Raw genomic sequence first — 2,611 nt, 5'->3', positions numbered from 1 at the left:
AGATCTAAATGATCCCCTGATTCCGGGGCTTTTTGATTAATTGTTTAACTCGTCCCATTTTAACGGGACACTAATGTATGAAAACACTTATCTGTTTGCTGTTTCTCCCATTAACCTCTTGCCTAAGAAAGAGGTGGAACGTGTATTGGACTATATCCTGAGTGAGGATTTCGCTCCCTATAAATTGGGCATTGAAGGCCGGCAGATTTACATGGCTTATCGCATCCATCTGTCCGACCTCACGGAAGAGTCGGAAGATGAAATCCGTAAGAATCTGGTGAATCTTGCCTTTAAGGCCGATGACATGGATAATATGCTGGTGGAACAGTTCGGATGTGAGTTTTCGGAATATTCCAAGCAGGAAGCATAACGGCTTTAGCCGGAATTACAGGATAGAAGAAGGTGTGTCCGATTGAACTTCACGAACGCGTGTTCATATCACAATAGCGCACCTTCTTTTATTTGGATTAGAAAGAAAAAGTATTCTATGAATAGAGAAAAATAGATACAAAACAGTAAAGAAACGTCAGTTGGATACCTGTTTTTCCATTTTCTTTATTTGCTTTGAAAAATTATAACGTATATTTTTATTGATATATAAATATACCCTTGCATACCTCTTTATATATCATAATAATCAGTTGTAAAATAGATATTTATTGGGTGTGCAGTATTCCGTAATTATACCCCTTGTCCGTTTTCTTATTCAGTACCTATCTTTTATTTTTGTCCTATAAGCCCGTTGGTGCGTTATACGACTGTTTTCAACTTTTATAAAAAGTAATAATTATGGATAAAAAGAGTAGGATTTTGAAAGAAAGAGCTATGAAGAAATGTGTGGCATTGATTTCTTTTCTGATGTTTCTGCCTGTTATGGTACAGGCACAGAAGGAGTATCCGATTGAGCAGGTATCGGCTATCAATGTGGGTGACGGACGTATTCTTTTTCGTGACCTGAAAACAGAAAAACCCTTGAACGGAGACCACCGCATCATAGACGGTTATCACTCTGCTTATATACAGGCTGAATTTAAGGACGGTTTTTACAACGGCAAGTATGGAGAGTATGAATACAACAAGCTGAAATGCGACGGTACATACAAGGACGGCAAGAAAGACGGTGTATTTAAGATGTACGATAGCGAGGGGCGTGTGCAGGAAGAGAAGTCCTATAAGGATGGCAAGCTGCACGGCGCCCATAAAACCTATTTTACTACCGGCAAGGTAGAGCGTGAGGTGAACTACCGCAACGGCAAGCAGGATGGAAAGGATATGGTTTATGAGTGGGACGGTACGTTGCGCAGGGACCATACTTATAAAGACGGTAAGCAGGTAGGCAAACAGTTTACTTTCCTGAAAGGGACGTACGAACTTTATGAGACGGAATACTTATAATGAATACGGCATGAAAGACGGTGAATACTCCTCGATGTTTACTTTCGGGCAGCCACATATTCTGGGGCATTATAAGAACGACCAAAAGGACGGCCGGTGGATTGAAATTGCCGAAAGTGGCGATACATTGTCAGTGAAGACCTACGTCAACGGCAGGGAAGAAGGACTGCATATATCGTATGACCGTAATACGGGCGCCCGCAGCCGTGAATTTTACCTGAAAGCCGACCGTAAGGACGGGCTTTATCGCGAATATAATCCTGGCAATGGAGAGCTTGTTTACGAAGCGACCTACCAACACGGCCGTCTGCATGGTAAGGAGCGCCGGCTGATTGTTACCAACCGTTATGATTATTGGGAAATATCCACTTATGTAAACGGGCGGAAAACCGGACTGTTCGAGTCGCGTTACGTGAAGAACGACGCCGTTCGTGAAACGGGCGAATACCTCAACGGCAGACGTGTAGGCCGGTGGAAAATGTATGACATAGACGGTAAGCTGGAAAAAGAGTGGGAAGAAACAAAATAGTACCGGGATGAATGAGATACGCTATCCGAAAGTGTTTGTCGTTTTGTGCTGTCTGGCATTGCATATTGCAACCTTGTCGGCGCAAAATGATAGTGTAAGATTCTTCAATGAAGTAGATACGTCTTTTTGCAAAGTGCATGTGGGGCAGGATGTCCGGGTCGGCTATTACAGTACCGGAGAGATTTACGACATGTCTGTTCCCCGGTGGGACGACTGTGAGGCGGAGCTGGTGTCGGGCCCGCATTCTACGCGGTCGTCAAAGACTTCTTTTGTAAACGGCAAGCAGGAGAATCTTTCACTCCACGGAAACTATTACATAGTCCGTTTCAAGAAAGCCGGTTGGGTTACTCTGCCTTCGGTACGGGCCATGACAGGAGGGAAGATGCGTACCTGCTCTACGATGAAGGTCTGCGTACTTCCTGCAGAGAATATAGAAGAAGTGGTCTGTAGTGTCAGTACCGAGCCTGAAACACTCCGGCCGGGAGAAGTCTTTAAATTCGTCCTGACCTGCAACCGCCATCCCGATGAGAGCAGACCCGAACTGGAGCATCCCGGTATCAGGCAACTGTCGTTTTCCACCCGGTATAGCAAGAAGGACGGGAAAGAGGAGTATGCGTTTGTGTACAGAATGGAAGTGGTACGGTCCGGAAGCAATATTATCAGAGTCAGGAAGTTGACCTTCGGCGG

1 protein-coding gene and 2 pseudogenes are annotated in these 2,611 nt (G+C 44.7%); all 3 read left to right on the top strand.

Annotation, left to right across the window (positions count from 1 at the left end; genetic code table 11):
- Positions 1–73: 73 nt before the first annotated feature.
- Positions 74–370 (top strand): annotated as a pseudogene (locus AB5903_RS21690) (serine protease); the annotation flags it as partial.
- 455 nt (positions 371–825) lie between these two features.
- Positions 826–1,924, top strand: a pseudogene (locus AB5903_RS21685) (toxin-antitoxin system YwqK family antitoxin).
- A 7-nt stretch (positions 1,925–1,931) separates the two neighbouring features.
- The coding region (locus AB5903_RS21680; RefSeq protein WP_368118278.1) for a hypothetical protein at positions 1,932–2,611 on the top strand (680 nt) is incomplete at its 3' end.

Source organism: Bacteroides sp. 2201st1_D9_2201SCRN_220225 (genome assembly GCF_040928965.1).
Lineage (GTDB): Bacteria > Bacteroidota > Bacteroidia > Bacteroidales > Bacteroidaceae > Bacteroides > Bacteroides stercoris.
This window is presented reverse-complemented; position numbering and strand designations above follow the sequence as displayed.